The sequence below is a fragment of the Ancylobacter oerskovii genome (assembly GCF_018390555.1).
Lineage (GTDB): Bacteria > Pseudomonadota > Alphaproteobacteria > Rhizobiales > Xanthobacteraceae > Ancylobacter > Ancylobacter oerskovii.
The window spans coordinates 159454-184324 of the sequence record NZ_JAHBGB010000033.1 but is presented as its reverse complement, the minus strand read 5'-3'; the positions used below and the strand labels follow the sequence as shown (position 1 = coordinate 184324).

21 protein-coding genes are annotated in these 24871 nt (G+C 69.3%); 11 read left to right on the top strand and 10 right to left on the bottom strand.

What is annotated here, in order from left to right:
* Window positions 1–24: 24 nt before the first annotated feature.
* The 7 genes from KHC19_RS15420 (at window position 25) to mmsB (ending at window position 8711) form a co-directional block, all read left to right on the top strand.
* Window positions 25–945, top strand: coding sequence for a Gfo/Idh/MocA family protein (locus tag KHC19_RS15420; RefSeq protein ID WP_213353260.1), 921 nt, complete (start codon window positions 25–27; stop codon window positions 943–945).
* A gap of 10 nt (window positions 946–955) precedes the next feature.
* The gene (locus KHC19_RS15415) at window positions 956–2761 is read left to right on the top strand and encodes an IlvD/Edd family dehydratase (RefSeq protein ID WP_213353259.1); all 1806 of its coding nucleotides are present in this window, start codon (window positions 956–958) and stop codon (window positions 2759–2761) included.
* A complete protein-coding gene (locus KHC19_RS15410; RefSeq protein WP_213353258.1) occupies window positions 2748–3659 on the top strand; it encodes an SMP-30/gluconolactonase/LRE family protein in 912 nt (303 codons plus the stop codon). Before KHC19_RS15415 ends, KHC19_RS15410 begins: the two co-directional genes overlap by 14 nt.
* Window positions 3659–4591 (top strand): 2-dehydro-3-deoxygalactonokinase, encoded by a 933-nt coding sequence (locus KHC19_RS15405; RefSeq protein WP_213353257.1) that lies wholly within the window; start codon window positions 3659–3661, stop codon window positions 4589–4591. The genes KHC19_RS15410 and KHC19_RS15405 overlap by 1 nt, the downstream gene beginning before the upstream one ends.
* 157 nt (window positions 4592–4748) lie before the next feature.
* The gene (chvE, locus tag KHC19_RS15400) at window positions 4749–5813 is read left to right on the top strand and encodes a multiple monosaccharide ABC transporter substrate-binding protein (protein ID WP_213353256.1); all 1065 of its coding nucleotides are present in this window, start codon (window positions 4749–4751) and stop codon (window positions 5811–5813) included.
* Between the two features lie 148 nt (window positions 5814–5961).
* Window positions 5962–7527, top strand: a complete 1566-nt coding sequence (gene mmsA, locus KHC19_RS15395; RefSeq protein ID WP_213353255.1) for a multiple monosaccharide ABC transporter ATP-binding protein — start codon at window positions 5962–5964, stop codon at window positions 7525–7527.
* Complete coding sequence (mmsB, locus tag KHC19_RS15390) at window positions 7524–8711, top strand: multiple monosaccharide ABC transporter permease (RefSeq protein WP_213353254.1); 1188 nt, start codon at window positions 7524–7526, stop codon at window positions 8709–8711. Before mmsA ends, mmsB begins: the two co-directional genes overlap by 4 nt.
* Window positions 8712–9108: 397 nt before the next feature.
* On the opposite strand, the gene KHC19_RS15385 is transcribed toward mmsB, so the two are convergent.
* From KHC19_RS15385 to KHC19_RS15350, 8 genes are all read right to left on the bottom strand, one after another.
* On the bottom strand, window positions 9109–10257 hold the full coding sequence (locus KHC19_RS15385) for an alpha-hydroxy acid oxidase (RefSeq protein WP_213353253.1): 1149 nt from the start codon (window positions 10255–10257) through the stop codon (window positions 9109–9111).
* A 305-nt stretch (window positions 10258–10562) separates the two neighbouring features.
* Window positions 10563–11843 carry a hypothetical protein gene (locus KHC19_RS15380; protein WP_213353252.1) on the bottom strand — a complete coding sequence of 427 codons (1281 nt, stop codon included), beginning with the start codon at window positions 11841–11843 and terminating at the stop codon, window positions 10563–10565.
* A complete protein-coding gene (locus KHC19_RS15375; RefSeq protein WP_213353251.1) occupies window positions 11840–12862 on the bottom strand; it encodes a zinc-dependent alcohol dehydrogenase in 1023 nt (340 codons plus the stop codon). Before KHC19_RS15375 ends, KHC19_RS15380 begins: the two co-directional genes overlap by 4 nt.
* Window positions 12863–12865: 3 nt before the next feature.
* Window positions 12866–14191, bottom strand: a complete 1326-nt coding sequence (hisD, locus tag KHC19_RS15370) for a histidinol dehydrogenase (protein ID WP_213353250.1) — start codon at window positions 14189–14191, stop codon at window positions 12866–12868.
* Between the two features lie 105 nt (window positions 14192–14296).
* Complete coding sequence (locus KHC19_RS15365) at window positions 14297–15070, bottom strand: SDR family NAD(P)-dependent oxidoreductase (RefSeq protein WP_213353249.1); 774 nt, start codon at window positions 15068–15070, stop codon at window positions 14297–14299.
* Between the two features lie 15 nt (window positions 15071–15085).
* Window positions 15086–15922, bottom strand: a complete 837-nt coding sequence (locus KHC19_RS15360; protein WP_213353248.1) for an ABC transporter ATP-binding protein — start codon at window positions 15920–15922, stop codon at window positions 15086–15088.
* Between the two features lie 11 nt (window positions 15923–15933).
* Window positions 15934–16737 carry an ABC transporter permease gene (locus tag KHC19_RS15355; protein ID WP_213353247.1) on the bottom strand — a complete coding sequence of 268 codons (804 nt, stop codon included), beginning with the start codon at window positions 16735–16737 and terminating at the stop codon, window positions 15934–15936.
* A 71-nt stretch (window positions 16738–16808) separates the two neighbouring features.
* The gene (locus tag KHC19_RS15350; protein WP_213353246.1) at window positions 16809–17795 is read right to left on the bottom strand and encodes an ABC transporter substrate-binding protein; all 987 of its coding nucleotides are present in this window, start codon (window positions 17793–17795) and stop codon (window positions 16809–16811) included.
* A gap of 600 nt (window positions 17796–18395) precedes the next feature.
* On the opposite strand from KHC19_RS15350, the gene KHC19_RS15345 reads away from it, so the two are divergent.
* The 3 genes from KHC19_RS15345 (at window position 18396) to KHC19_RS15335 (ending at window position 20860) form a co-directional block, all read left to right on the top strand.
* Window positions 18396–18788, top strand: a complete 393-nt coding sequence (locus KHC19_RS15345) for a RidA family protein (RefSeq protein ID WP_246548938.1) — start codon at window positions 18396–18398, stop codon at window positions 18786–18788.
* 109 nt (window positions 18789–18897) lie between these two features.
* Window positions 18898–19950, top strand: coding sequence for a YeiH family protein (locus tag KHC19_RS15340; RefSeq protein WP_213353245.1), 1053 nt, complete (start codon window positions 18898–18900; stop codon window positions 19948–19950).
* A 19-nt stretch (window positions 19951–19969) separates the two neighbouring features.
* Entirely contained in the window at window positions 19970–20860 is an 891-nt protein-coding gene (locus KHC19_RS15335; protein WP_213353244.1) for a LysR family transcriptional regulator, read from the top strand.
* A 12-nt stretch (window positions 20861–20872) separates the two neighbouring features.
* Here KHC19_RS15335 and KHC19_RS15330 read toward each other — a convergent pair whose 3' ends face one another.
* Window positions 20873–21346 carry an Lrp/AsnC family transcriptional regulator gene (locus KHC19_RS15330; RefSeq protein ID WP_213353243.1) on the bottom strand — a complete coding sequence of 158 codons (474 nt, stop codon included), beginning with the start codon at window positions 21344–21346 and terminating at the stop codon, window positions 20873–20875.
* 126 nt (window positions 21347–21472) lie between these two features.
* On the opposite strand from KHC19_RS15330, the gene KHC19_RS15325 reads away from it, so the two are divergent.
* Entirely contained in the window at window positions 21473–23893 is a 2421-nt protein-coding gene (locus KHC19_RS15325; RefSeq protein ID WP_213353242.1) for a transketolase, read from the top strand.
* 6 nt (window positions 23894–23899) lie between these two features.
* Here KHC19_RS15325 and KHC19_RS15320 read toward each other — a convergent pair whose 3' ends face one another.
* Window positions 23900–24835, bottom strand: a complete 936-nt coding sequence (locus tag KHC19_RS15320; RefSeq protein WP_213353241.1) for a DMT family transporter — start codon at window positions 24833–24835, stop codon at window positions 23900–23902.
* Between the last annotated feature and the right edge of the window lie 36 nt (window positions 24836–24871).

Here is a 24871-nt window from a genome sequence, read left to right as displayed (position 1 = left end):
TTCGCTCTCATCGGACAGCGCGTCATGATCCGTCTCGCACTCGTCGGCCTCGGCAAGATCGCCCGCGACCAGCACCTCCCCGCCATCGCGAAGACGGAGGGGATCGAGCTGGTGGCCATCGCCAGCCGCAACGCCACGCTGGAGGGCGTCCCGCATTTCGCCAGCCTCGACGAATTGCTGGCGAGCGGCGTCGCGGTCGATGCGGTGGCGCTCTGCACCCCGCCGCAGGTGCGCCGCGAGCAGGCGACTCTGGCGCTAAGTCACGGAAAACATGTGCTTTTGGAGAAGCCGCCCGGCGCCACCGTCAGCGAGCTCGCCCCGCTGGTCGCCGCGGCAGATGCCTCCGGCCGGACGCTGTTCGCCACCTGGCATTCCCGTTTCGCCCCGGCGGTGGAGCCCGCCCGCGCCTTCCTCGCCGAGCACGCACCCCGCGCGGTCACGGTGGAGTGGAAGGAAGACGTCCGCGTCTGGCATCCCGGCCAGGACTGGATCTTCGAGCCCGGCGGGCTCGGGGTTTTCGACCCTGGAATCAATGCCTTGTCGATCCTTACCCATATCCTGCCGGCCCCCTTCTTCCTGACGAAGGCGACGCTCGGCTTCCCGGCCAACCGTGACGCCCCCATCGAGGCGACGCTCGATTTCGCCGATAATGCCGGCGTCCCCATCCGCGCCGAACTCGATTTCCTGCAGACCGGCCCGCAGACCTGGGACATCCATGTCGAGACGGCCGCCGGCCGCCTTACCCTCTCGCTCGGCGGCTCGAAGCTGTTCCTCGACGGCACGTCGCTGATCGAGGCGCCGGAAGCCGAATATCCCGGTATCTACAAGCACTTCGTCGATCTCGTCGCGCGCGGCGCCTCGGATGTCGATCTCGCGCCCCTGCAACACGTCGCCGATGCATTCCTGCTTGGTCGGCGTATCGTGGTGGCACCTTTCGAAGGCTGAGGAGAGCATCATGCACGGCAACACCCCCGCACCCGACCGCAAGCTTCGCTCCCGCGCCTGGTTCGACAACCCGCACAATATCGACATGACCGCGCTCTATCTCGAGCGCTACCTCAATTTCGGCCTGTCGCAGGAGGAGTTGCAGAGCGGTCGTCCGATCATCGGCATCGCCCAGACCGGATCCGACCTATCCCCTTGCAATCGCCACCATATCGAGCTCGCCAAGCGCACCCGCGAGGGCATTCGCGAGGCCGGCGGCATCGCCATCGAATTCCCGGTGCACCCGATCCAGGAGACCGGCAAGCGCCCCACCGCCGGCCTCGACCGCAACCTCGCCTATCTCGGGCTGGTGGAAGTCCTCTACGGCTATCCGCTCGACGGCGTGGTGCTCACCATCGGCTGCGACAAGACCACCCCGGCGCTGCTGATGGCCGCCGCCACCGTCAACATCCCCGCCATCGCGCTGTCGGTCGGGCCGATGCTGAACGGCTGGTACAAGGGCGAGCGCACCGGTTCCGGCACCATCGTGTGGAAGGCGCGCGAGCTGCTGGCGGCCGGCGAGATCGACTATGCCGGCTTCGTCAAGCTGGTGGCTTCCTCAGCGCCGTCAACGGGTTACTGCAACACCATGGGCACGGCGACGACGATGAACTCGCTCGCCGAGGCGCTGGGCATGCAGCTTCCCGGCTCCGCCGCCATCCCGGCGCCCTATCGCGACCGGCAGGAGGTCGCCTACCGCACCGGGCTGCGCATCGTCGAGATGGTGCATGAGGACCTGAAGCCGTCCGACATCCTCACCCGCGACGCCTTCCTCAACGCCATCCGGGTAAACTCGGCGATCGGCGGCTCCACCAACGCGCCGATCCACCTCAACGCGCTGGCCCGCCATGTCGGCGTCGAGCTCTCCATCGACGACTGGCAGACCTATGGCGAGGAGGTGCCGCTCTTGGTCAACCTCCAGCCGGCCGGCGAGTATCTCGGCGAGGACTATTACCATGCCGGCGGCGTGCCGGCGGTGGTGAAGCAGCTGATGGATCAAGGGCTTATCGCCGAGGACGCCCTCACCGCCAATGGCCGCAGCCTCGGCGACAACTGCCGGACGGCGAGCATCGAGGACGAGAAGGTCATCCGCCCCTATGACAAGCCGCTGAAGCAGAAGGCCGGCTTCCGGGTGCTGCGCGGCAATCTGTTCTCCTCGGCGATCATGAAGACCAGCGTCATCTCGCCGGAATTCCGCGACCGCTACCTCTCCAACCCCGACGACCCGGAGGCCTTCGAAGGCCGCGCCGTGGTGTTCGACGGGCCGGAGGACTACCACGCCCGCATCGACGACCCCGCGCTCGCCATCGACGAGGCGACGGTGCTGTTCATGCGCGGCGCCGGCCCGGTCGGCTATCCCGGCGCCGCCGAGGTGGTGAACATGCGGGCGCCCGACTACCTCATCAAGGCCGGCGTGCACTCGCTGCCCTGCATCGGCGACGGCCGCCAGTCCGGCACGTCGGGCTCGCCCTCCATCCTCAACGCCTCGCCCGAGGCGGCGGTCGGCGGCGGCCTCGCTTTGCTGCGCACCGGCGACCGGGTGCGCATCGACCTGAAGCGCAATAGCGCCAACATGCTGATTTCCGACGAGGAACTGGAGAAGCGCCGGCAGGAGCTGGCGGCGGAGGGCGGCTATCGCTACCCGCCGCACCAGACGCCCTGGCAGGAGATCCAGCGCGGCCTGGTCGGGCAGATGGAAACCGGCGCGGTGCTGGAGCCGGCGGTGCGCTACCAGCGCATCGCCCAGACCATGGGGATGCCGCGTGACAACCATTAGCGCGCCCTTCGCCGCGGCCGGTTCCGCCACCACGGTGCTTTGCGCCGAGCGCTGCCATCTCGGCGAGGGCCCGAGCTACGACGCGGCGAGCGACACCGCCTGGTGGTTCGACATCCTCGAGCGGCGGCTCTACGAGCAGAGTCCATCCGGCGGTGCCCACCGCGTGCACGAGCTGCCGGTGATGGCGAGCGCGCTCGCCGTCGTCGACGACCGCCGGCAGCTCCTGTCCACCGAGCAGGGCCTGATGCTGCGCGAGATCGCCACCGGCCGCCTCGCCCCCGTGGCGGCGATCGAGGCGGAGGATCCGGCGACCCGCTCCAACGATGCGCGGGTGCACCCCTCCGGGACCTTCTGGGTCTCCACCATGGGCAAGCGCGCGGAGAACGGCGCGGGGTCCATCTACGCCTTCCGCGCCGGCGCGCTGCTGCGGCTGTTCGCCGGCATCAGCATCCCCAACGCCATCTGCTTCTCGCCCGACGGGACGGTCGGCTACTTCGCCGACACCCGCGAGAACACGCTTTGCCGCGTCGAGCTCGATCCGCTGACCGGCTTGCCCGAGGGCGAGCCGCAGGCGCTGCACCGGCACCCGGGCGCCGGCGGCCTCGACGGCGCGGTGACCGATGCCGAGGGCTTGATCTGGTGCGCGATCTGGGGCGGGGGCCGCGTCAACGCCTATTCGCCGGCCGGCGAGCTGGTCCGCAGCGTCGACGTCCCGGCGCGCCAGCCGAGCTGCCCGGTCTTCGTCGGCCGCGATTTCGGCCGGCTGCTGGTCACTTCCGCCCATGAGGGCATGGACGACGCGGCCCGTGCGGCCGATGCCGGCCACGGCCAGGTCTTCCTGCTCGATGTCGGGGTGCGCGGGCGCGCCGAGCCGCGGGTGCGGCTGGGGGGCCTGTGATGCGCACGCCCTCTCATGTGGTGGTCGACTGGGGCACGTCGAGCTTCCGCCTGTGGGCGCTCGATGCCGGCGGCCATGTGCTGGGCGAGCGGCGCAGCGCCCAGGGGCTTGCGGCCTCGGCCGCCGAGGGATTCGAGGCGGTACTGGAATCCTATCTCGCCGCGCTCGGCGTGCGGGAGGGCGTGCCCGCCATGATGTGCGGCATGGTCGGCTCGCGCGCGGGCTGGAAGGAAGCCGCCTATCTCGACGCTCCGGTGCGGCTCGACCGCCTCGCGGCGCTGGCCACCGACGTGCCCGCCGCCCGCCGCCGGGTCGCCATCCTGCCCGGCATCGCCCAGCGCCGCCGGCGTCATCCCGACGTCATGCGCGGCGAGGAGACCCAGTTGCTGGCCCTCACCCGCGAGGGACATGATGGCCTCGCCTGCCTGCCCGGCACGCATTCCAAATGGGTGCGGCTGGAGAAGGGAGCGGTCGAGCGCTTTTCCACCTTCATGACCGGCGAGCTGTTCCAACTCGTCCGCACCGCCACGGTGGTGGCGCCGGCGGTGGAGGGCGCGCCGCCGGTGGAGGCGGCCGCGCCCGCCTTCGCCCGCGGCGTCGCCGATGCCCTCGAGGCGCCGGAGACGGTCGGCAACCGCCTGTTCGAGCTGCGCGCCGGCTGGCTGCTCGCCGATGCGCCGGCCGAGGAGACGCTGGCGCGGCTCTCCGGCCTGTTGATCGGGCTGGAGATCGCCGGCGCCCGCCAGCGCCTCGGGCGGCTGGACGGCACGGTGCTGATCGCCTCCGGCCCGGCGGCGGCCCTGTACCGCCGGGCCTTCGCCGTCGCCGAAATCGCCGGCGTCACCCTGCGCGACGCCGAGACCTGCGTGCGCGACGGGCTGCACGAGGCGGCCCGCATCGCTTTCGCCCCCGTCGACGGAGCGGCGCGATGACGGCCGGGCTCTGCCGATGGCGCCGTCGGCGGGAGAGGCGGCGCGCCTCGCGGTGAGGCGCGGCTGACGTCACAAGCGGCGGGGGACGCGGGTCCCATGCGCCGCCAAGAACACGGTACGCGAAACGCGGCCAATCCAACCCAAACGGGAGTCCGAGATGAAGCGCCTTATCCCTACGCTTTCCGCCTTCGCGCTCGGCGCGATGATGCTGGCCCAGCCCGTCTCCGCCCAGGAGAAGGCCACCGTCGGCATCGCCATGCCCACCAAGTCCTCCGCCCGCTGGATCGCCGATGGCGACAACATGGTGAAGGTGCTCAAGGAGCGCGGCTACAACACCGACCTGCAATATGCCGAGGACGACATCCCCAACCAGCTCTCGCAGATCGAGAACATGGTGACCAAGGGCGCCAAGGTATTGGTGATCGCCTCCATCGACGGCACCACCCTGTCGGACGTGCTGAAGCAGGCCGCCGACAAGGGCATCAAGGTCATCGCCTATGACCGGCTGATCCGCGAGACGCCGAATGTCGACTATTACGCGACCTTCGACAATTTCCAGGTCGGCGTGCTGCAGGCGCAGTCGCTGCTGAAGGGCCTCGGCTATCCCGAGAACAAGGGGCCGTTCAACATCGAGCTGTTCGGCGGCTCGCCGGACGACAACAACGCCTATTTCTTCTACGACGGCGCCATGTCGGTGCTGAAGCCGCTGATCGACAACGGCACGCTGAAGGTGGCCTCCGGCCAGATGGGCATGGACAAGGTGTCCACCCTGCGCTGGGACGGCGCCACCGCCCAGGCGCGCATGGATAATCTGCTCAGCGCCTACTACACCGACAAGAAGCTCGACGGCGTGCTGTCGCCCTATGACGGCCTGTCGATCGGCATCCTGTCCTCGGTGAAGGGCGTCGGCTACGGCTCGGGCGGCATGAAGATGCCGGTCGTCACCGGCCAGGACGCCGAGGTGCCCTCGGTGAAGTCGATGCTCGCCGGCGAGCAGTATTCCTCGATCTTCAAGGACACCCGCGAGCTCGCCAAGGTCACCGCCGACATGGTCGACGCCTCGCTCTCCGGCAAGGAGGTCACGGTGAACGACACCAAGACCTACAATAACGGCAAGAAGGTCGTTCCGTCCTATCTGCTGAAGCCGGTCGTGGTCGACAAGAGCAACTGGGAGCCGGTGCTGGTCGGCTCGGGCTATTACAAGCCCGGCCAGATCAACTGATCGTCCAGGCCCTTCCCCCTCTCCCCGTCGGGGAGAGGGGTCTTTGACGCTCCGCAATCGCAGAAACCCCTCACCGACCCGCTTCGCGGGCCACCTCTCCCAAGGGGAGAGGGACGTAGCATAAGGTTCGAAGGCAAGTGAGGCGCTCATGAATGCCCTTCTGGAAATGCGCGGCATCAGCAAGCACTTCACCGGGGTGAAGGCGCTCAGCGGGGTCGACCTCACCGTCGCGCCCGGCGAGATCCATGCGCTGGTCGGCGAGAACGGCGCCGGCAAGTCGACCCTGATGAAGGTGCTCAGCGGGGTGCATCCGCACGGCTCCTATGAAGGCGCCATCCTGTTCGACAGCGAGGAGCGGCGCTTCCGCGACATCAACGATTCCGAGGCGCTCGGCATCATCATCATCCATCAGGAACTCGCCCTGATCCCGCTGATGTCGATCGCCGAGAACATCTTCCTCACCGATCCGCCGGCCCGCTTCGGCATCATCGACCGCAGCGCCGTCCATCGCCGTGCTAGGGAGCTGCTCGCCAAGGTCGGCCTCGACGAGAACCCCGACACGCTCGTCACCAATATCGGGGTGGGCAAGCAGCAGCTGGTGGAGATCGCCAAGGCGCTGTCGAAGAAGGTGCGGCTGCTCATCCTCGACGAGCCGACCGCCAGCCTGTCGGAGAAGGACAGCGCGGCGCTGCTCGACCTGCTGCTGGAATTCAAGGCGCAGGGCATCGCCTCCATCCTCATCTCGCACAAGCTGAACGAGGTGTCGCGCGTCGCCGACCGCATCACCGTGCTGCGCGACGGGCGCACCGTCGACACCATGGATTGCTCGGCCGGTGCGGTGGAGGAAGACCGCATCATCCGCTCCATGGTCGACCGCGACCTCGAGCACCGCTATCCCAAGCGGGAGCCCACAGCCTCCGGCACGGCTATCGGCGAGACCATCTTCAAGGTCCGCGACTGGTCGGTGTTCCATCCGCTGCATGCCGACCGGCAGGTGATCCGCAACGTCGATTTCGAGGTGAAGCGCGGCGAGATCGTCGGCATCGCCGGGCTGATGGGCGCCGGGCGCACCGAATTCGCCATGAGCATCTTCGGTCGCTCCTGGGGCCAGAAGATCGCCGGCCAGGTCGAGATCGAGGGGCGCCCGGTGGACCTCTCCACGGTGCGCCGGGCGGTCGATGCCGGCCTCGCCTATGTCACCGAGGACCGCAAGCAGCTGGGCCTGCTGCTCGCCGACGACATCCGCAAGAACATCACTCTGGCCAATCTTCCCGCGGTGGCGCCGGCCAGCGTCATCGACGACGTGAGGGAGCTCAAGGTCGCCGCCGATTACCGCGCCCGCATGCGCATCCGCAGCCACAGCGTCTACCAGGAGACCGGCAAGCTCTCCGGCGGCAACCAGCAGAAGGTGGTGCTGTCGAAATGGCTGTTCACCGATCCGAAGGTGCTGATCCTCGACGAGCCGACGCGCGGCATCGATGTCGGCGCGAAATACGAGATCTACTGCATCATCAATGAACTGGCCGATGCCGGGAAGGCAGTCATCGTCATCTCTTCGGAGATGCCGGAGCTGATCGGCATCTGCGACCGCATCTGCGTGATGAACGAGGGCGCCTTCGTCGGCGAGTTCCCCGGTCCCGACTGCACGCAGGAGAAGATCATGCGCGCCATCATGCGCCACACCAACAGGGCCAAGGAAGGAGAGCGTCCATGAGCGAGGCGGCGCTGCCGGAGAAGCCCCGGCATACGGGCTTCCTGAAGAACAACCTGCGCGAATACGGGATGATGATCTCGCTGTTCGCCATCATGATCTTCTTCGAGGTGGTGACGGGCGGCACGCTGCTGCGGCCGCTGAACCTCACCAACCTCGTGCTGCAGAACAGCTACATCGTCATCATGGCGCTGGGCATGCTGCTGGTCATCGTCACCGGGCATATCGACCTGTCGGTCGGCTCGGTGGCGGGCTTCGTCGGCGCGGTGGCGGCGGTGCTGATCGTCAAGTTCGGGCTTGATTGGATCACCGCCACCCTGCTCTGCCTGCTGCTGGGCGCCGCCATCGGCGCCGCGCAGGGCTATTGGGTGGCCTATTTCAAGATCCCGTCCTTCATCGTCACCCTGGCCGGGATGCTGGTGTTCAAGGGGCTGGCGCTCGCCATCCTCGCGGGCCAGTCGGTCGGGCCGTTTCCGCCGGCCTTCCAGAAGCTGTCCTCCGGCTTCATCCCGGAACTGGTCCCCGATGCGGGAACGCTCTACCCGACCTCGCTCGCCATCGGCGCGCTGCTGGCGCTCGCCTTGGTCTGGCAGAACTTCCGCAGCCGCGCCCGGCAGGAGAGCCACGGCATCGAGACCGAGCCCTATGGCTTCTTCCTCCTGAAGAACGTCGTGTTCTTCGCGGTGATCGTCTATTTCGCCTATCTCATCGCCTCGCATCGCGGCCTGCCCAACGTGCTGGTCATCATGACCGCGCTGGTGGCGCTCTACGGCTTCATGACCACGCGCACGGTGATCGGCCGGCAGATCTACGCGGTGGGCGGCAACGAGAAGGCGGCCAAGCTGTCGGGCATCAAGACCGAGCGGCTCACCTTCCTCACCTTCGTCAACATGGGCGTGCTGGCCGCGCTGGCCGGCCTCATCTTCGCCGCCCGCCTCAACACCGCGACGCCCAAGGCCGGCCTCGGCTTCGAGCTCGACGTCATCGCCGCCTGCTTCATCGGCGGTGCCTCGGCCTATGGCGGTGTCGGCCGGGTCGGCGGCGCGGTGATCGGCGCGCTGATCATGGGGGTGATGAACAACGGCATGTCGATCCTCGGCATCGGCATCGATTACCAGCAGGTGATCAAGGGCCTCGTCCTGCTCGGCGCCGTCTGCCTCGACGTCTACAACCAGAAGCGGGGATGAGCGGGGCCCGTCCCGTCCGTTGCGTCCGTCGCGTCGGGACCCTCGCACACGGCGTCATCCCCGGGCTTGTCCCGGGGATCCACGACTTGGGGCGAATGCGCCAGCCGAAACGAAGGCGTGGATGGCCGGGCCAAGCCCGGCCATGACGGCTGTGCGGGCTCCTCTGCGGACCCATTCAAGGGAAGACCCTACACAAGGGAAGCGCCCTCACAAGGCAAGCCCCACCCGAGGAAAGCCCCCTCATCCTGAGGTGCCCGCCGACAGGCGGGCCTCGAAGGATGGTCGTCCGGGCGCGTTTGAGCGAGCAGACCTCAAAGCCCGCCTACGCTCGTCCCTCAGTATGAGGGAGCCCGATGAGCCAAAGCTCTCGAATCGAGGCCGCCCCGCCGGCCGGCCCTCACGCCGCCCGCGCCGTCAGCGCCGTCCGCCCGCGCGCTTTCAGTTCGTCCACCGAGGTGAGCCCCATCAGCGCCAGCGTCAGGCTCACCTCCTCGGCGAGATGGGAGAGGATGCGCGCCACCCCCGCCTCGCCCGCGGCGCCGAGGCCGTAAACATAGGCGCGCCCCAGCAGCACGCCCGACGCCCCGAGCGCCAGCGCCTTCACGATGTCGGCGCCGCGCCGCACGCCCCCGTCGAACAGCACCTCCAGCGAGCCGCCCACCGCCTCGGCGATGCCGGGCAGCGCGGCGATGGTGGAGGAGGTGGCGTCGAGCTGCCGCCCGCCATGGTTGGAAACCACGATGGCGTCCGCCCCCGCCGCCCGCGCCGTGAGCGCGTCCTCCGGCGAGAGGATGCCCTTCAGCACCAGCCGCCCCTTCCAGCGCCCGCGCAGCCAGTCGACATCCTTCCACGACAGGCCGGTGTCGATGCGCCGCGACAGGTTGCCCGCCTGCTCCAGCACGCCCTTGCCGAAGCCCGGCCGGTGCTTCACCGCGCCCACTTCCGGCAGGCCGGCGCGGAGCATGTCGAGGCACCAGGCCGGCCGTGCCGCCAGCCGCAGCGCAAGGCCCGGGGTGATCCGCGTCAGCGCCCGGAAGCCGTTCCTCACGTCGCGCTCGCGCACGCCGGTGATGGCGGTGTCCACCGTGAGATAGAGCGTGTCGACGCCGGCGGCTTCCGCCTGCGCCAGCAATTCGTCGCCGATCGCCCGGTCGCTCATCACATAGAGCTGGAAATGCAGCGGCCCGGCGGTGGCGGCCCGCAACTCGCCGAGCGAGGCGATGGAGAAGGTGGAGAGGCACAAAGGCACCCCCGCCGCATGCGCCGCCCGGGCCGCGGCGATCTCGCCATGGCCGGCATAGAGGCCGAGGAAGCCCACCGGGCCGGGCATGAAGGGCAGGGGATGGCGGGTGCCGAGGAAGTCGGTCGAGAGGTCGCGCACCGAGATGTCGTTGAGCACCCGCTGCACCAGCGTCCAGCGCTGGAAATCGGCGCGGTTGGCGCGCAGCGTGTCCTCGTTGAAGGAGCCGCCATCGACATAGTCGAAGAAGATCTTCGGCAGCCGCTTGCGCGCCGCCTGCCGCGCGTCCTCGACATTGACGATCATGTGGCGACTCCAAAGAGATGCTGCGGGCCAGACCCTATAGGGCCATGAGACGGAGATGTCTTCCTGCGCGACAGGCCGCAAACGGCCGTGCCTCGCCGTGTCGCCCATCGTCATGTCGCCCATCGCCACTCCGCACACCGTCATGGCCGGGCTTGACCCGGCCATCCACGTCTTCGGCCGGCCGCTTCGGGCTTAAGACGTGGATGCCCGGACCAAGTCCGGGCATGACGTGGCTCCGGTGCAGGGGACATGCGGATCGTGGGTATGCGGGTGCATGGGCATGCGGGAGGCGCCTGCATTCGCGATCAGCCGCCCGCGGGTGCGACCGCATCGAGGAACCGCGTGACCACATCCTCGCCCGCCACCGGCGCCGAGCCGACCATCGTCGCCACCGACCATCCGATCAGCGAGGAGACCGGCATGTGCGAGCGGGCGCCGGCGCGCAGGTTCATCACCAGCGTCGGGCACAGGAACAGCCCGAGCCGGATCACCTCGCGCCAATCGGCCGGCAGCAGGCCGCGCACCTTCAGCTCCGCCAGCAGCGGTTGCCACACCTCCCGCGCCTTCACCTCCATGAGGTCGCGCCGCACGGGCGAGGGCGCCCAGTCGGTCTCGACGACCAGCGTCCCCTCGCCCAGCCGCGCGGTGGCGGAAAACCGCTCGCTCGCCAGCGCCGGATCGTAGAGCCAGAACGGATGCGCGAAGACATTGTGGAAGGTCGCCTTCACCTCGGCGAGCAGGGCCGGCACGTTCTCGCCGGCGAAGGCGGGATCGAAGAAGGAGAGCTGCGCGCTGCCGCCCTCGCCGGTGAACCAGACATTGGCGTTGTGCGCGTCGCCATGGGCGGTGACGCCGCCGGCATCGGCGAGGCGCTCCGGCCGCAACCGCGCCTGCGCGGCGTCGAACAGTTCGCCGAGCGGCCGGGCATAGGCGAGACCGTTGATCACGAAGCGCCGTGCCGCCAGATCCTCCCACCCCAGCTCCACGCCGGGAAAGGCGAAGCGCTTGCCGACATAGAAATCGGCCAGCCGCCCGCCCGGATAGCGCGGCGGGTTGCGGTCGATCAGCCGCTCGTGGAACAGCCGGTGGATCGGCTCGGCCGCCGCCTCTTCGGGCGTGATCGGATGCAGCGTCGCGAGATAGGTGGCGGCGAGGCGCCGCGACAATGCGCGCTCGGCCTCGATCGCCACCGCCCGTTCCGCCGCGTCGTCGGCGAGGTCGAGCGCGCGCAGCACGTCGGAGAAGCGCGGCTCGTCGCGGCGGCGATAGACCAGGATCTGCTCGCCCGGCGCGGTCGAGACATGCACCGGCTGGTCCACCGGCAGGCCGGCACGGGCGAGGATGTCGGCGCGGTAATATTCGCCGGCCATCGCCTCCTCGCCCTCCTCCTGGTGGAACTTGAAGAAGAAGGCGCTGTCCTCGGTCTCGAAGAAGCCGTTGAGCGAATTGAGGCTGTAGCGGTCGAGATTGATCCGCACATTCGTCGCGCGCAGCCCGAACAGGTCGGCCAGCAGCGCCGCGAGCGGCGCCTCGGCCGCCTGCGGGTCGCGTGCCGCCAGCGCCCGCAAGGCGGCGGTACGGCTCATGCCGGCACTCCATGGGGGCGGATGATGGTCTTGAGGCCGGTCGCCTCGCCGGCGATCAGCCGGGCATAGGCGTCCGGCACCGCGTCGAGGCCGATCTGCCGGTCGATCAGCCGCGCGAGATCGGCGGCCAGCGCCGGCAGCCGCGCCACCGCCTGCGGCAGCTCGCCGGTGAAGGCGTGGCAGCCGATCATGGTGAGCTCGCGCTCCACCAGCAGGTTCGGATCGAGGTCGAGCCGGCCGTGGAAGATGCCGACCAGCGCCACCCGTCCCCCGCCGTCCAGCGCGCCGACCAGATGGGCGAGCGCGGCGGTGGAGCCGGTCGCCTCGATGGCCGCCGTCGGCAGCCGCCCTCCGAGCGCGGTGCGGATCGCGCCGGCGTCGAGCGCCACCGCCGTGCCGCCCGTCACCTGCGCCACCAGCGCCGCGCGGGCGGCGTTGCGGTCGGCGACCAGCAGCGGGCCGTCATGGTCGCGCGCCAGCACCAGCGCGGCGAGGCCGCCGATGGGCCCGCAGCCGAGCACCAGCACCGGCTCGCCGGACTGCGGGGCGAGCCGCTTCACCGCGTGCAGGGCCACCGCCAGCGGCTCGGCCATCGCCGCCACCGCCGGGTCGAGATCGGGCGATACCGGGATCAGCAGCCGCGCCGGCAGCACGATCTCCTGCGCGAAGCCGCCGTCGCAGGCCTCGCCGACGAAGCCCAGCCTCTCGCACAGATGGTGCCGCCCATTCCGGCAGGCGGTGCACTCCCCGCACCAGAAGCGCGAGTCCGCCACCACCGTATCGCCGGTGGCGAAGCCCGTCACGCCCACGCCGATCTCCGTCACCACCCCGGCCAGCTCATGCCCGGCGATGGAGGGCGCGCGGCTGATCCATTGCCCGGTGCGGAAATTATGCAGGTCGGAGCCGCAAATGCCGGCCGCGCTCACCTTCAGCCGCACCCAGCCCGGTGCCAAAGCGCCGGGCGAGGGCACGTCCTCGACACGCAAATCGCCGGCACCATGCAGCCGCACCGCCTTCATGGCTCAGCCCTTCAGCAATTGGTCGCGGATCTCGGAGACGGCGTTCTCGTGGCTGGAGAAGCCCTCATAGCGGGCGAGGCGGCGGGCATGGTCGGCGAATTCGGGATAGGCCGAGGCGGTGACGTAGCCGATGGAGGAGCGCTTGAGGAAATCCGTCACCGAGAGCGGCCCATAGCTGCGCGCCCAGCGGCTGGTCGGCAGCACCGCGTTCGGCCCCAGTACGAAATTGGCGATGGTCACGGGGGTGTGCGGTCCCATCAGCACTTCCGCCGCCTCGGTGATGCGGCCGAGATGCGCGAAGGGATCGGTGGAGAGGATCTCCAGATGTTCCGGCGCATAGGCGTTGATGAAATCGATGCTCTCCTCGACCGAGGAGGTGAGCACGATGCCGCCGCTCTTGCCGGTTAGCACCGCCTTGGAGAAGGCGACGCGCTGCTCGGTCATTCGCCCCCAGTGCTCGGGCAAGGCCTTCAGCGCCGCCTCGGCGACCTCGCGGGAATGGGTGACGAGATAGGCGGAGGAATCCGGCCCGTGCTCGGCCTCGATCAGCAGGTCGAGCGCCGCCACCGCGCCGTTCACCGTGCCGTCGGCGAAGATGATCGCCTCGGACGGCCCGGCGGGAAGCCCGGTATCGATGATGCCGGACAAAAGCCGCTTGGCCGCCACCAGCCAGGGCGAGCCGGGGCCGACGATCTTCAGCGCCTTGCCGACGGTTTCAGTCCCATAGGCGACCGCCGCCACCGCCTGGGCGCCGCCGCTTTTATACACCGTCTCCACCCCGGCGAGGCGTGCCGCCACCAGCGTCGCCGCATCGACGCCGCCGTCGGCGGTCGGCGGGGTGAGGATGGCGATGTCCGGCACCTTGGCGACGCTGGCGGGCACCGCCGTCATCATCGTCACCGAGGGAAAGGCGCCCTTGCCGCGCGGCACATAGAGCGCGACGGACTGGATCGGCGTGAAGCGGTCGCCGGCGAAGGCGCCGGGGCGTACCTCCTTCAGCCACATCGGCTCGGGCGCCTGTTCCTCGTGGAAGCTGCGGATGTTGGAGATGCCGAAGCGGATGGATGAGATCACCTCCGGCTCCACCGCCTTGAAGGCGGCGTCGAACTCTTCCTCCGTCACCTTCAGCCGGTCGGCGGTGATCTCAGCCTTGTCGAGGTCGCGGCCGAAGCGGGCCAGCGCCGCGTCGCCCTCGGTGCGCACCGCCTCGACGATCGGCCGCACCTTGTCGATGAAGGCGGAAAGGTCGGTCTCCGAGCGCTTCAGCAGCGCCGCGCGGGCCTCTGCGTCGAGGGTGGCGAGCTCGTGGAGATTGCAGATGTCCGACATGGCCGTTCCTTCGGGATCACGCCTCATTCGGATAGAATATGTATAGCCATATTCACCGCGCCGTGAGGCCAAATTTTTCGCGCCGCTGCCTGATTCCTGAGCGGTTCAGATCGAGGCGAGATAGCCGCCGTCGACCGGCAGGCATTGGCCGGTGACATAGGCGGAGGCGGGCGAGGCAAGGAAGATCGCCGCTCCGGCCAGATCGCCGAGCTCGCCGAAGCGCGCCTGCGGGATCTTGCCGAGCATGGCCTTCTGCCAGTCCTCGTCGGCATAGAACACGTCGGTCATGTCGGTGCGGAAATAGCCGGGCGCGATGGCGTTCACCCGGATGCCGAGCGGCGCCCATTCCGCCGCCAGCGCCCGCGTCATGCCGAGCAGGCCGGATTTCGACGCCCCATAGGGCACCGCGGTGGGCACCCCGACCTCGGAGGTCAGCGAGCACAGATTGACGATGGCGCCGCCATGGTTCGCGGCCTTCATCGCCCGCGCCGCCGCCTGCGCGCAGAAGAACGCGCCCTTGAGATTGGTATCGAGGATGCGGTCCCAGAGTTCCTCCTCGACATCCAGCGAGGGACACACCTGCTCGATGCCGGCATTGTTGACGAGGATGTCGAGCCCGCCCAGCGCGGCGGCGGCCTCCGCCACGCCGGCGCGGCAGCGCGCGGCATCGCTCACGTCGATCTCCACCGCCACCGCGCGCCGGCCGGCGGCCTCGATCCCGGCGGCGGTCTGCGCCAGCGAGGCCCGCGAACGCGCGGCGATGGCGACATCGGCGCCGGCGGAGGCAAGTGCCTCCGCGATGAGGCGCCCGATGCCCCGGCTGGCGCCGGTCACCAGCGCCTTGCGGCCGGTCAGCTCGAAGAGGGACAGCCAGTTCATGACGCGCCGCCGAGCCTAATGCTCGTCGTCCTTGATCTCGTTCTTCAGCAACTCGAGGATGTGCCGCTTCACCGCGATGAACTCGGGGTCCATCACCATGTCCAGCGCGCGCGGGCGGGGGATGTCGACCACCACCTCCTCCTTCAGCCGGCCGGGGCGGGCGGTCATCACATAGATGCGGTCGGCGAGCAGGATCGCCTCGTCGATGTCGTGGGTGACGAACAGCACCGTCTTCTTGTGCTGCTCCCACACCCGCAGCAGCAGCTTCTGCATCGAATTGCGGGTCTGGCTGTCCAGCGCGCCGAAGGGCTCGTCCATCAGCAGGATCTTCGGGTCGTTGGCGAGCGCGCGGGCGATGGCGACGCGCTGCATCATGCCGCCGGAGAGCTGCTTGGGATAGGCGTCGTGGAAGGCGGCGAGGCCGGTCTCGTTGAGGTAGCGGTTGACGATCTCGTCGCGCTCGGCGGCCGGCACCTTGCGGCGCTTCAGCCCGAACTCGACATTCTCGCGCACGGTGAGCCAGGGGAACAGCGTGTAGCTCTGGAACACCATGCCGCGGTCCGGCCCCGGCCCGTCGACCTCCTCATTGCCGAGCAGGATGCGGCCGGAGGTCGGCTCGTTCAGCCCGGCGACGAGATAGAGCAGGCTCGACTTGCCGCAGCCGGACGGGCCGACGATCACCGCGAACTGGTTGTCGGGCACGTCGAGCGAGATGTCGTCGATGGCGAGGACGGTCTTGCCCTGCCGCGTGGTGTATTCGAGCCGCACATCCTCGATGCGCAAACGCGGGGCGGCCGGCGCGGCGGGACTCGTGGCGGCGGAAACCTCGCGCAGGGCGGTCACGGCGGTCATGGTCGGCTCCTTTAGTTCGCCCACGCCACCAGCCGCATCCGCAGCAGCCGGAAGACGAGGTCGGTGAGCAGGCCCAGGAGGCCGATCACCGCGATGGCGAGGAAGATCACGTCGACCTGGAAGCCGCGCATCGCCTTCATCGAGATGTAGCCGAGGCCCGAGGAGGCGGCGACCAGCTCGGCGACGACGAGATAGGTCCAGGCCCAGCCCATGGTGACGCGCAGCGTGTCGAGCACGCCGGGCATGGCGGCGGGGGTCAGGACGTGCAGCACCGCGTCGCGGCGGGTGGCGCCGAGCGTATAGGACGCGTTGATCAGGTCCTTCTGCACCCCGCGCGAGACGTCGGCGATCATCACCAGCTGCTGGAAGAAGGTGCCGAAGAAGATCACCATGATCCGCTGCTCGATGCCGATGCCGATCCACAGGATGAACAGCGGCACGAAGGAGGTGACGGGCAGGTAGCGGATGAAGTTCACCAGCGGCTCGAGCCCGGCCTGCACCACCCGGAAGGTGCCCATCAGGAGGCCGAGCGGCACGGCGATCACCGAGGAGATGACGAAGCCGACCACCACCACCTGCACGCTGGCCCAGATGTGCTGGCCGAGCGTGCCGTCCTCGAACAGGCGGAAGAAGGCGGCGATGACGGCGGTCGGCGAGGGCAGGAAGATCTCCTGCATGAAGCCGCCATAGGTGGCGACCGACCAGGTGCCGATCACCGCCAGCCACACCAGCGTCGACACCGCGAAGCGCAGGCCGGTGGGAATCTCGGCTTTCGGCGTCAGGCAGAGGTCGACGAGGGAGCGCTTGCGGGCCATGCGGGCATCACCGGTTTCGAAGCGGGCCGGGACGCGGCGCACCGCGTCCCGCAAGGGTCACAGCGAGCGGATCACTGGGTGAAGCTGGCGTCGATGATGTCCTTGTATTCGATCGGCTTCTTGATCTTGCCGAGGTCGGTCCAGATCTCGTTGCCGAGCGCGATCACCTCGGTCACCTTGCCGGGCTTCTCCGGGGTGCCGAGATATTCGACGGTCATCGCCTTGTCGTAGAACTTCACGCCGGAGGCGGCGTCGGCGAAGTCCTTCGGCTCCTTCAGATAGCCGCCGACGCCCTTGGCCATGATGGCATAGGCCTTTTCCGGGTTGGTCTTGATGTAGTCGACCGCCTTCTGCAGCCCGGCGACGAAGCCCTTCACGTCGGCCGGCCGGTCCTTCAGCACCGAGCAGGAGATCTCCAGCACGTCGACGATCACGCCCGGGGTGGCGGCGCTGTCGGTCAGCACCTTGCCGGCGTTCTTGGTCTTCACCAGGGTGAGGTTCGGCTCCCAAGTCACCGCCACCGGCACCTGGCCGGCGATGAAGGCGGCGGCGGCGGCGTCGGCACTCATGTTGAGCACCTCGACCTCCTTCAGCGGGATGCCCTGCTTCTTCAGGAGGTAGGAGAACCAGAACTGCGAGGTGGAGCCCTCGTTGAGCGCCACCGTCTTGCCCTTGAGGTCGTTCAGCGAGTTGATCTCCTTCAGGGAGACCATGCCGTCGCCGCCATGGCTCTCGTCGAACAGCGCCACCGCCTTGAAGCAGAATTCCGGCGAGCGGTACTTCAGGATCTCGTCCAGCGTGGTGGCGGTGCCGTCCAGCTTGCCGGCCGCCTGGGCGGCCATGGCGAGGGCGGAATCGTCCACCACCTGGAAGTCGACGTCGACGCCGTTCTCCTTGAAGAAGCCGAGCTCCTTGGCGAGGTAGAGCGGGCCGTAGCCGACCCAGACGGTGTGGCCGATGGCGATCTTGCCGGCGGCGGCCGGCTGCGCCGCGGCGGCCGCCAGAACCGCTCCGGTGAGCGCGCCGGCGAGGCACCGGCGGAAGCGTTTGGTCATCATGCTGCGTCTCCCTGCGGTGCCGTCCGGGTAGGGCCGGCCCATCGTGCTGCGTGCCGTCGCCGATCGTTTCCCGCGGGTGGAAACGCGGCGCTCAAGGAGCTGTGCCCCTCTGGAAAGTGTCTATTCTTGGTACCGCGAAATTGCCTTTGTGACAGATAGTTAGCTCCGGTGTCCCGGTGCCTCGTCCCTGTCGGGAGGCGTGAAAAACGCTATACAAATTCGAAATGTCAGGCACGCCTGTTTTTTGAGCAGGTCTCGCCTTTTTCTTGGATCGCGACCGGGTCGCGCCGCGGGGCCGCGGGGTGCTGTCGCGCCTCGCTTTTTCGCCGCGAGGCCATGGCTTGCACGCGCGGCGCCCTCATGGCGGGTGCCCCCATTCCGCGCAGCTTCCGCGGGGCGAGGCCGGCGGACGGATCTCGGCGGCAGCGTCGGGAGGCGAAGCGGCGATCGCGACGCAAGACCCGCGAGGGAGAGATCCGCAGCGTCCCGGCGGCGGGTGCGCGCGGCGCGACATGGCGCCGGCCCTGTGCTTGCATGGGCGCGTCCCCCGGCCCCGGCTGCTGTCGGGCGCCGGTGTCTTCCCGCCTGGAGTGTTCCCCTATGTCCGCCCTCTTCCATATGATCGCCGGTGGCCCGAAGCCGGTGGCGCCCTTCAGCCATGCCGTCGAATGCGACGGCTTCGTCTTCGTCACCGGCCAGATGCCGGATACGCCGGCGGCGCCCGGCGTGCTGCCGGACGGCATCGCCGCGCAGACCCGCAACGTGATGGAGAATCTGCGTCTCGTGCTCGCCGGGCTCGGGCTCGGCTTCGAGCATGTGGTCTGCGCCCGCGCCTTCCTCACCGAATTCCACGCGGACTATCCCGTCTTCAACGAGACCTATCGCCGCTATTTCCCGGAGGGCCGGCTGCCGGCCCGCACCTGTGTCGGCGTCACCGGCCTCGCCTATGGCGCGCGGGTGGAGATCGACTTCATCGCCCATCGCGGCACTTGACCATTCGGTTTTGACGAACGGAACGATCCAAACAATGCGTTGGATCGATTGATTATCGCCTGCGATCAATGGCCATCGCCGGACCGCCCGGCATCGGGGAAATCCGGTCATGGCCGCTCGTTCGCATGCCACCTTCATCGCCCAGCCGGCGCCGCGGTCCGGCCTCGCCGCGCCGCTGCTGGCGCTGTGGCCCGGCCTCGCGCTCACCGCCGCCATCGCCGCCGCCGCCTTCGGCCTGCGCCAGCTTCCCTATCTCGGTGGCTTCAGCCCGATGATCCTCGCCATCGTCATCGGCATGGCCCTGCACAACGTCCTCGGCACGCCGGCGCGCGCCCGGCCCGGCGTCGCCTTCGCGATGCGCCGCATCCTGCGCGCCGCCATCGTGCTGCTCGGCCTGCAGCTCACCGCCGCCCAGGTGGCGGAGGTCGGCGGCACCGGCCTCGCGGTGATCACGCTGACGCTGGTCGCCACTTTCCTCTTCACCGTCTGGCTCGGCCGGCGGCTCGGCGTCGAGCGCGGCCTCGCCGAACTGATCGCTGCCGGCACCTCGATCTGCGGCGCCTCGGCGGTGATCGCCGCCAACACCGTCACCCGCGCACCGGACGAGGACGTCGCCTATGCGGTGGCCTGCGTCACCGTGTTCGGCTCCATCGCCATGCTCGGCTACCCGCTGCTGGTCGGCGCGCTCGACCTCTCGCCGCAGGCCTATGGCCTGTGGGCCGGCGCCTCGATCCACGAGATCGCCCAGGTGGTGGCTGCCGCCTATCAGGACGGCACCGCCGCCGGCGAGTTCGGCACCATCGCCAAGCTGTCGCGGGTGATGCTGCTGGCGCCGGTGATCATGTGCCTCGGCCTCGCCGCCGCCCGGCGTGCCCGCCGGCAGGGCGCCGACGCCGGCGGCGCCCGCCCGCCCATGCCGTGGTTCGTGCTCGGCTTTCTCGCCCTGGTGGGCGTCAACAGCGTCGTGAACATACCGGCCGAGCTGAAGGCGCACCTCGTCGTCGCCACCTCCTTCCTGCTGTCGATGGCGCTGGCGGCGATGGGGCTGGAGACCAGTTTCGCGAAATTGAAGGCCAAGGGGGCACGTCCTTTCGCGCTCGGCTTCGCGGCCTTTGCCTTCATCGCCGGTTTCAGTCTTATGCTGGTGAAGATCACCGCATGAGCCTCGCCGACGGACCGCAATGACCCTCGAACAGCTGCGCATCTTCGTCGCCGTCGCCGCGCGGCAGCATGTCACCAAGGGGGCGGCCGACCTCAACCTCACCCAGTCGGCGACCAGCGCCGCCATCGCGGCGCTGGAGGCGCGCTACGCGACGAAGCTGTTCGATCGCATCGGCCGCCGCATCGAACTCACCGAAGCCGGCCGCCTGTTCCTCGTCGAGGCTAGGGCGGTGCTGGCGCAGGCGGCGGCGGCCGAGAAGGTTCTGGCCGATCTCTCCGGCCTCGCCCATGGCGCGCTCTCTCTCGCCGCCAGCCAGACCATCGCCGGCTACTGGCTGCCGCGGCAGGTGGAGCGGTTCCGCGCCCGTCACCCTGGCATCTCCGTGCGGATCGCCATCGGCAACACCGATTTCGTCGCCGGGCAGGTGCGGCTCGGCGAGGCCGATCTCGGTTTTGCCGAGGGCGAGCTCGACGATCCGGCGCTCGCCGTCTGGCCGGTGGCGCAGGACGAGATGGTGCTGGTGACGCCGGTCACCCATCCCTGGGCCTGGCGCGCGCCCACCGGGCCGGAGCAACTGCTCGCCGGCCCCTGGGTGTTGCGCGAGCCGGGCTCGGGCACCCGCGCCGTGCTGGAAGCCCATCTCGCCGGGCTCGGCCTGCCGCCGGAGCGGCTGAACGTGGCGCTGGAATATCCCTCCAACGAAGCGGTGCGGGCGGCGGTGGAGGCCGGCAGCGGCGTCAGCGTGCTGTCCCGCCGGGTGGCCGCCGCCGCCATCCGCGCCGGCACGCTCGCCGAGATCGCCTTCCCGCTGCCGCCACGCCGTTTCCTCGCGCTACGGCACAAGGAGCGCTACCGCACCCGGGCGGCGCAGGCCTTCCTCGACCTCGTCGCCGAGACCGACGGCGATTAGCACCGCCGCGCCTCATTCCCCGACCGGCAGTCCCTGCGCGTGCTTCACCTGGCCGAGCGCGAAGCTCGATTCGATCGAGGCGACGCCCTCCAGCCTTGTCAGCGTGCGCTTGAGGAAGGCCTCATAGGCCGGCAGGTCCTTCACCACGATGCGCAAGAGGTAGTCGCGCTGCCCGGTCATCAGGTAGCACTCGACGATTTCCGGCCAGCGCATGATCGCCTTGGCGAAGCGGTCGAGCTCCTCCTCGCGCTGGCGCTCCAGCTTGATCGAGGCGAAGACGCTGATCGGCAGGCCGACCTTGTCCTGGTCGAGCACCGCGACATAGCGCCTGATCACCCCTGCGGCCTCCAATTGGCGCACCCGCCGCGCGCAGGGCGAGGGCGACAGCCCGACCCGCGCGCTCAGCTGCTCCATGGTGGCATGCGCGTCTTCCTGCAGCGCCGCGAGTATCCGGCGGTCGATGGTGTCGAGGGCGATCTCGGTCATATCCAGCCACATTCGAGGCAAAAATCAGCACATCCAGCCATTATGGCGTCCCCGCGCGCCAGGGAATAGCTGCAACCGCGTCTTGAGCGGGCGTACTCTCATTCATCGGCATGCCGGAGAGAAAGAATGGCCGCGCGACAGGTGGAAGGCCGGGAGATTCCCGGGGAACGGGCGGAAGCGGAACTCGCGGAGCTGGAGAGGAAGCTGCTGTGGCTGGCGACGTGGACCATCCACAACGCCAACCATGTGCGGCCGAACGTCGACGGGCTGAAGGTGGGCGGCCACCAGGCGTCCTCGGCCTCGCTCGCCACCATCATGGCGGCGCTCTATTTCAGGGCACTCCGGCCGCAGGACCGGGTGGCGGTGAAGCCGCATGCCAGCCCGGTGTTCCACGCCATCCAGTACCTGTTCGGCCATCAGAGCCGCGAGAAGCTGGAGAATTTCCGCGGCTACAAGGGCGCGCAGTCCTATCCCTCGCGCACCAAGGACGTGGACGACGTCGATTTCTCCACCGGCTCGGTCGGCCTCGGCGTCGCCCAGACGCTGTTCGCCTCGCTGGTGCAGGATTTCCTCACCGCCAAGGGCCTCGGCAAGCTGCCGGAGGGCAAGATGGTCGCCCTGGTCGGCGATGCCGAGATGGACGAGGGCAACATCTTCGAGGCCCTGCTCGAGGGCTGGAAGCACGGCCTGCGCAATTGCTGGTGGATCGTCGACTACAACCGCCAGAGCCTCGACGCTGTGGTGCGCGAGGGCTTGTGGGAGCGCGTCGAATCGATCTTCCGCAATTTCGGCTGGGACGTGGTGATCCTGAAATACGGCCGCCTGCTCGAGGCCGCCTTCGCCGAGCCGGGCGGCGAGGCGCTGCGGCGCTTCATCGATACCTGCCCGAACCAGCTCTATGCCGCGCTGACCTTCCAGGGCGGCAAGGCCTGGCGCAAGCGCCTCAACGACGAGATCGGCGACCAGGGCGCCGTCACCGCATTGATCGAGCGCCGCTCCGACGAGGAGCTGGCGCGGCTGATGACCAATCTCGGCGGCCATGACCTGCCCTCGCTCACCGCCGCCTTCGAGGCCGCGCGCCAGCACGACCGGCCGGTCTGCTTCATCGCCTACACCATCAAGGGCTACGGCCTGCCGCTGGCCGGCCACAAGGACAACCATGCCGGGCTGATGACCCCGGCACAGCTGGAGGATCTGCGCCAGCGGCACGCCATCCGCCCCGGCCACGAATGGGAGCCGTTCGAGGGCCTCGTCCTGCCGCCGGAGCGGCTCAGGGCCTTCCTCGACGCCGCCCCCTTCAACGCCAAGGGCACCCGCCGCCATGAGGCGCCGGCGCTGGCGCTGCCGCCGCGCCTCGACGTCGCCCTGCAGCCGGCAATGTCGACGCAGCAGGGCTTCGGCCTGTTGATGCACGAGATCGCCAAGCGCGACGACGCCTTCGCCGACCGCGTCGTCACCACCTCGCCGGATGTGACGGTCTCCACCAATCTCGGCGCCTTCGTGAACCGGCGCGGCCTGTTCGCTCGCGAGGAGATGGCCGACACTTTCCGCAAGGAGCGCATCCCCTCCACCTTCAACTGGGAGTTCTCGCCCAAGGGCCAGCACATGGAGCTTGGCATCGCCGAGATGAACCTGTTCCTCATGCTCTCGGCGCTCGGCCTGTCGCATTCGCTGTTCGGCGAGCGGCTGCTTCCCGTTGGCACGCTCTACGACCCGTTCATCGAGCGCGGCCTCGATGCGCTGAACTATGCCTGCTACCAGGACGCCCGCTTCCTCCTCGCCGCCACGCCGTCGGGGGTGGCGCTGGCGCCGGAGGGCGGCGCGCACCAGTCGATCGCCACGCCGCTGATCGGCATGGCGCAGGACGGGCTCGCCAGCTTCGAACCGGCCTTCGTCGACGAGCTGGCGGTGATCCTGCGCTTCGCCTTCGACTACATGCAGCGCACCGGCCCGGCGACGCCCGAGGCGAACGGCCTCATGGACGCGCAGGGCGGCGCCGCCTATCTGCGCCTGTCCACCCGCACCATCGAGCAGCCGCGCCGCGCCATGGACGAGGCGCTGGCCGCCGACATCGTCGCCGGCGGCTACTGGCTGCGCCGGCCGGGGCCGAACGCGCAGGTGGTCGTCGCCTATGCGGGCGCGCTGGCGCCGGAGGCGATCGAGGCGGTCGGGCTGATCGCCGAGGACCGCCGCGATGTCGGCCTGCTCGCCGTCACCTCCGCCGACCGGCTGCACGCCGCCTGGACCGGCGCCCAGCGCCTGCGCGAGCGCGGCGAAGCGGGGGAGGCGCATGTCGAGCGGCTCCTGGCCGAGGTGCCCGGCCACTGCGCCCTCGTCACCGTCATTGACGGCCACCCGGCGACGCTGGGCTGGCTCGGCGCCGTGCAGGGCCACCGGGTGCGGGCGCTGGGGGTGGAGCGCTTCGGCCAGACCGGCACGCTGGCCGATCTCTACCGCCATTACGGCATCGACGCGCAGGGCATCGTGCGCGCCGCGCAGGCGATGACCCCCGGCCGGCCGATCCGGCATCTGCGGGCGGTGGGCTGAGGCCTCTCAGCGCCGCCGCAGGACGATGGCGATGCTGGCCAGCACCACGGCGAGGCCCGCCAGCGATACCGGCGCGATCTCCTCGCCGAGCAGGATCCAGCCGAGCAGCACGCCGACGATCGGGTTCACATAGGCGAAGGTGGAGGCGATCACCGGGCTGAAGGCGGCGATCACCCTTATGTAGGAGGTCAGCCCGATCACCGAGGCGAACACGATCAGGAAGCCGAAGGCCAGCCATTGCGAGAGGCTCGGCGCGCCCGGCAGCGGCGCGTGCTCGCCGGCCGCGATCACCGACAGCACCAGCGCGGCGGCGAGAAGTTGCAGCGTCGCCGCCCATTCCGGCCGCATGCTCTTCATCAGCGGCCGCTGCACGATGGTGCCGAGCGACCAGCTCAGTCCGGCGCCGACGACGAGCAGCACGGTGAAGCCGGCATAGCCCGGCTCGATGATCGTCGCATGGGTGCCGAGCAGCGTCGGCGCCACCACCAGGAACAGCCCGGCGAGCCCCAGCGCCAGCCCCAGCATCACCTGGCGCGCCGGCAGCGTGCGGGCGATGATCAGCTCGATGAGGCAGCTCCACAGCGGAATGGCGCCCATCGCCATGACGATGAAGCTGGAGGTGGCGTGGCGCGAGGCGAGGGTGGCGAGGCCGTTGCCGCCGACCCACATCAGCACGCCGCTGGCGGCGCAGAGGCCGAGGTCGCGCCAGGTCAGCCGCGGCACCCTCCGGCTGCGGACCAGCGCCACCAGGCCGATCAGCAGCGCCGCCCCCCACATGCGGGTGGATTGCAGCTGCGGCACGGTGATCGCCGCCGGGCCGGAGATGCAGATCTTCACCGCCAGATAGGACGCGCCCCAGACGAGATAGATGGTGAGGAGATGCCCATAGGCGGAGAGCGGGATGGCGGCAGCGTCGGGGCGGCCGGCCGCATTGGAGGCCATGATGCGCAAGGAACCTGTCGAAGGAGGGCACGACGG

Excerpts from the sequence above, each read along its gene's own strand:
- KHC19_RS15420 (WP_213353260.1), top strand. The coding sequence starts at position 25 with ATGATCCGTCTCGCACTCGTCGGCCTCGGCAAGATCGCCCGCGACCAG.
- KHC19_RS15415 (WP_213353259.1), top strand. The coding sequence starts at position 956 with ATGCACGGCAACACCCCCGCACCCGACCGCAAGCTTCGCTCCCGCGCC.
- KHC19_RS15405 (WP_213353257.1), top strand. The coding sequence starts at position 3,659 with ATGCGCACGCCCTCTCATGTGGTGGTCGACTGGGGCACGTCGAGCTTC.
- chvE (WP_213353256.1), top strand. The coding sequence starts at position 4,749 with ATGAAGCGCCTTATCCCTACGCTTTCCGCCTTCGCGCTCGGCGCGATG.
- mmsA (WP_213353255.1), top strand. The coding sequence starts at position 5,962 with ATGAATGCCCTTCTGGAAATGCGCGGCATCAGCAAGCACTTCACCGGG.
- mmsB (WP_213353254.1), top strand. The coding sequence starts at position 7,524 with ATGAGCGAGGCGGCGCTGCCGGAGAAGCCCCGGCATACGGGCTTCCTG.
- KHC19_RS15385 (WP_213353253.1), bottom strand. The coding sequence starts at position 10,257 with ATGATCGTCAATGTCGAGGACGCGCGGCAGGCGGCGCGCAAGCGGCTG.
- KHC19_RS15380 (WP_213353252.1), bottom strand. The coding sequence starts at position 11,843 with ATGAGCCGTACCGCCGCCTTGCGGGCGCTGGCGGCACGCGACCCGCAG.
- KHC19_RS15375 (WP_213353251.1), bottom strand. The coding sequence starts at position 12,862 with ATGAAGGCGGTGCGGCTGCATGGTGCCGGCGATTTGCGTGTCGAGGAC.
- hisD (WP_213353250.1), bottom strand. The coding sequence starts at position 14,191 with ATGTCGGACATCTGCAATCTCCACGAGCTCGCCACCCTCGACGCAGAG.
- KHC19_RS15365 (WP_213353249.1), bottom strand. The coding sequence starts at position 15,070 with ATGAACTGGCTGTCCCTCTTCGAGCTGACCGGCCGCAAGGCGCTGGTG.
- KHC19_RS15360 (WP_213353248.1), bottom strand. The coding sequence starts at position 15,922 with ATGACCGCCGTGACCGCCCTGCGCGAGGTTTCCGCCGCCACGAGTCCC.
- KHC19_RS15355 (WP_213353247.1), bottom strand. The coding sequence starts at position 16,737 with ATGGCCCGCAAGCGCTCCCTCGTCGACCTCTGCCTGACGCCGAAAGCC.
- KHC19_RS15350 (WP_213353246.1), bottom strand. The coding sequence starts at position 17,795 with ATGATGACCAAACGCTTCCGCCGGTGCCTCGCCGGCGCGCTCACCGGA.
- KHC19_RS15345 (WP_246548938.1), top strand. The coding sequence starts at position 18,396 with ATGTCCGCCCTCTTCCATATGATCGCCGGTGGCCCGAAGCCGGTGGCG.
- KHC19_RS15340 (WP_213353245.1), top strand. The coding sequence starts at position 18,898 with ATGGCCGCTCGTTCGCATGCCACCTTCATCGCCCAGCCGGCGCCGCGG.
- KHC19_RS15335 (WP_213353244.1), top strand. The coding sequence starts at position 19,970 with ATGACCCTCGAACAGCTGCGCATCTTCGTCGCCGTCGCCGCGCGGCAG.
- KHC19_RS15330 (WP_213353243.1), bottom strand. The coding sequence starts at position 21,346 with ATGACCGAGATCGCCCTCGACACCATCGACCGCCGGATACTCGCGGCG.
- KHC19_RS15325 (WP_213353242.1), top strand. The coding sequence starts at position 21,473 with ATGGCCGCGCGACAGGTGGAAGGCCGGGAGATTCCCGGGGAACGGGCG.
- KHC19_RS15320 (WP_213353241.1), bottom strand. The coding sequence starts at position 24,835 with ATGGCCTCCAATGCGGCCGGCCGCCCCGACGCTGCCGCCATCCCGCTC.